2 protein-coding genes are annotated in these 3664 nt (G+C 63.8%); one reads left to right on the top strand and one right to left on the bottom strand.

All coding sequences use genetic code 11. The features are described from left to right. Positions 1-133 precede the first annotated feature (133 nt). A complete protein-coding gene (locus Q4E95_RS11875) occupies positions 134-316 on the top strand; it encodes a hypothetical protein (protein WP_303383503.1) in 183 nt (60 codons plus the stop codon). A 60-nt stretch (positions 317-376) separates the two neighbouring features. Here Q4E95_RS11875 and Q4E95_RS11870 read toward each other — a convergent pair. Beyond that, positions 377-3664, bottom strand: a 3288-nt coding sequence (locus Q4E95_RS11870; protein WP_303383502.1) for a DEAD/DEAH box helicase family protein, incomplete at its 5' end; no start/stop codon positions are given.

The following is a 3664-nucleotide window of genomic DNA, read 5'->3' as shown; positions in this document are numbered from 1 at the left end:
ATGACAGCTTTATTGACCGGATCGGGGTGACGGCGGAGTTGGAGTTGGGCTGAGCCTGCGTCCTCAGCGTGTTCCAGCCAGGTGACAATTCGAGCATCTACTCATGGGGGCAGAATTTTGGCAGCCTTGAGACATGACGAACAACTTGGAACCTCACGCGACGGAGGACCTACCGCAGGGAGCCTCCAATGCCGCCGGCGCAGAGGACTCCGCTCGTGCGGGCGGGGCCACCGATAGCAGTTTCAAGGTCAGCCAGCTTTCGTCTGCTGCCCGTGAGCGATACGCGGAGCTACTCGATCGTCTGGCAGACCGGTAGGTCCCTGCACTGCCTACAGCAACGTCCGGAACCTCCCGCGGCCCACATCCCTCAGAGAAGTTAGGCCACGCCGGTTGCCTCGGCACGGTTCCGCACGTCATGCAGGATGTCCACAATGATGGTCAGGTCCGGGTCGGAGAACACCATGTCCGGCCCGTGCGGCGCGCGGTCGGTGTACGGGGACTCGAACAGTCGGGACGGGGCCATGACACCGTTGGACGTAAGTTCATCAACCATCAGCTGAATGAACCGCATCTGATCCACGGAGTACCGGGAACCGTCCAGGAACTGCCGGAAGGTCTCCGCCACGGCCTCTCGGTCCAGTCCCACCAGGGAGCGGATGAACACGCCCAGCCCACCCGGTTCATCAGAGGCCCGTTGAATGTCGGGCTCCTCGCCACCAGCCGCAACGAGCATCCTTTCCAACGATTCCAGATCCGCTGCGGTGAGCTGCTTGTTCCGGCGCAGTTTCTGCAGAGCCACGTGGTCTTCGTGTTTGCGCAGATAAGCCGATGCCTTGGCCCGGAAGCGTTCGAAGTTGGTGCCCGGTGTGACGGCGGATAGTTCGACGTCCGCCCGCTCCCCCAGGGTGTCCTCGAAATCCGTGTAGACCGGGTGCTGCCCGGTCCTCTCCACGAACTGCACCAGGCCGCGCACCCGTAGCCGAACCCGCTCCAATAACTCCAGGGTGACGTCAACCCACCATTCCTCTGTTGCGACCGCTTCCAGTAGTTCCTTCTGCTCCACCACGGACGGAATGGTGAGCTTGCTCAGCAGTGCTCCGGCTATGTCCTGGACCGCCTCCCGAGTCCGCTCGGCCGTCGCGGCGTCGCCCTCGAGTTGCGCGAGCTGGCGTTTGAGAATCAGCAGATCGAACCGCTTGGCCTGTTCGTCCGGGTCCTTCGCCGCGCTGGGAAGGCCTGCGAGCGAGAAGGCCTCCCGGGCGGCGTCGGCGTCCAAGCGATCCCAGGCGCCCTGGTCGGCGAAGCGCTCAACGGCTCGCCGGTGTGGCCGCACCAGCACATTGTCCACACTCATGCCGCTGACGTACTCGAACAACGACCACGCCGCAGATGCCCGTAGTTTTGCATCCGTGCCGCGTTCATCCAGCGCGGTGACCAGGCCCACGCGCTGTTCGAAGATCCGCTGCGACAGTGACTTCTGGGAGGAACCTTCCACGGTAGGGAGGTCCTGCTGGAAGTACTCGAGGTTGCTGCAGAAGTCGAAGACGTAGAAGTCTTCCTTGTCCTGGCCCGGGCCGTAGAGGTCGGGGCACAGCCGAGTACCACGGCCGATCATCTGCCAGAACTTGGACTTGGAGAACACCGTCTTGAAGAACACGAGGTTCACGACCTCGGGCACGTCGATACCGGTGTCGAGCATGTCCACACTGATCGCGATGTGCGGGGCCTTGTCCTTGATCGAGAAGTCGTCGATGAGATCCTGCGCTCGTGACACCTCATGGGTGATCACGCGGGCGAATCGCCCGCCGTATTCGGGCCACCCCGCGTTGAAACGCTTCTCGATGAACTCCGCGTGCTTCTGATTCTTGGCGAAAATGATGGTCTTGCCCAGCCGGTCTCCGCCCGCGACCTTATGGCCTTCGCTCATGAGCGTTGCGAGGACTTTGTCCGCGGTGTCCTCGTTGAACAGGAACCGGTTCAGCTCCTGTGCTCCGACTTCGTCGGGCGTATCATCCTCTCCCCAATCAAGGGCGTCCCACTGATCTTTCTCGTCTGACGAGAGGTCGCTGTACTTGATGCCCTGGCGGAGAAACTTGGTCCCCACGGACACGCCCCTGGGGGGAACCAGGTACGGCGGGACGTGGCTGATCGCCTCCTCCAGGCTGTAGGCGTCGGTGGGCACGCCGTCCTCCAGGTTGAACAGGCGGTACGTATTGTGGTCCACCTCGTCCTTGGGTGTGGCGGTCAAGCCGACCAGCAGCGAGTCGAAGTACTCGAAGATCGCCCGGTACTTGGCAAAAACGGAACGGTGGGCCTCGTCGATCACCACGAGATCGAAGAACCCCGGCCCATACTTCCGACCCGATGCCACGTCCACCGCGTTGATGAGATTCAGCATGGTCGGGTATGTCGAGAAGAACACGCGGCCCTCGCCGGATTTGTCTTCCGTGAGTTTGACCAGCGGCGCGGAAGGTAGATGCTCCCTGAAGGCGTTCGCCGCCTGCGTGACCAGGGCCGTGCGGTCGGCCAGGAACAACACGCGCTTGACCCACCCCGCTTTGGATAGCTGATCGACCAGGGAGATCACCGTGCGGGTCTTACCTGTGCCCGTGGCCATGACCAGCAGGGCCTCGCGCTGCTTCTTGTCGAACACGTCATTGATGGCCCTGATAGCGCGGGTCTGATAAAAACGACCGGCGATCTCGGAGCTGACGGGAAAGTCCGACAGCGAACGGCGCGTGGCCCGCCGCTGGATCAGCAGCTCCAGTTCGTCGCGAGTGTAGAACCCCCGGACCTCGCGCGGCGGGTAGCCCGCGGCGTCGTCCCACAGCCAGTGCTCATAGCCATTGGTGTAAAAGATGACGGGGCGCCGATCAGTCTCCCGCTCAAGAGCATCCGCGTACTGCTTGGCTTGTTCCTGGCCGGCGACGGCGCTCTTGCGCGTTCGTTTCGCCTCCACCACCGCGAGCGGCAGGCCGTCCGAGCCCCACAGGACGTAGTCGACGAAACCCCTGCCGCCACCGGGGAGACCCGAAACGGGGTACTCGCGGTCGCGTTTCTCCGACAATGTCCAACCTGCTTCGCGGAGCAGAACGTCGATGAAGAGATCCCGGGTTTCCGCCTCGGAGTAGTCATGGGTGTCCACGGCGGTCTTGGCGGCCTGCGCCTGCCGGACCTGTTCCCGCAGCCGCGCGTTCTCTTCCTCGTACGCCGCCTCCCTGGCCTCGGACGCGGCGCGCTCGCCGGCGAGGGCCTCGTCCTGCTCCTTGAACTTCCGCGCCAGGTCCAGCACCTGGTCGTGGGTGAGAGGCGCGGACTTCGCGGCCAGGGCCGGATCGAACTGGGAGCCGGTGGGGACGGACTCGGGCCGGGTGGAGTAATTGAAGGCAGCCCAGATAATGACGTCGTAGAGCTGCCGGAGCACATCGACCGCCGTGCGGGCCGGGATGGGGCGGCTGTCATGCACCGCCGTGTTGCCCACCCGGCGCAGGAGGTTCAGCTTCTGCTGGATCCCGCCGCCCACGGTTGCCGTGAACTGTGCGTCGTTGGTGAGCGCCGCGAGATCGGTCTTGTACGGTGCGGACAGCGGGATGAGCTCGTAAAGATGGCGCACCAGAAGTTCGACCGCCCGGCGCGCGTAGAAGCACGCCGACCGCGGATCCGA

The sequence above is a fragment of the Kocuria sp. genome, assembly GCF_030536815.1.
Classification (GTDB): Bacteria; Actinomycetota; Actinomycetes; order Actinomycetales; family Micrococcaceae; genus Kocuria; species Kocuria gwangalliensis.
The sequence above is the reverse complement of the archived record's forward strand: the minus strand, read 5'-3'. Positions and strand labels throughout refer to the sequence as shown.

Bases quoted from the DNA above. Each gene is read 5' to 3' on its own strand.
- Q4E95_RS11875 (WP_303383503.1), top strand. From the start codon at position 134: ATGACGAACAACTTGGAACCTCACGCGACGGAGGACCTACCGCAGGGA.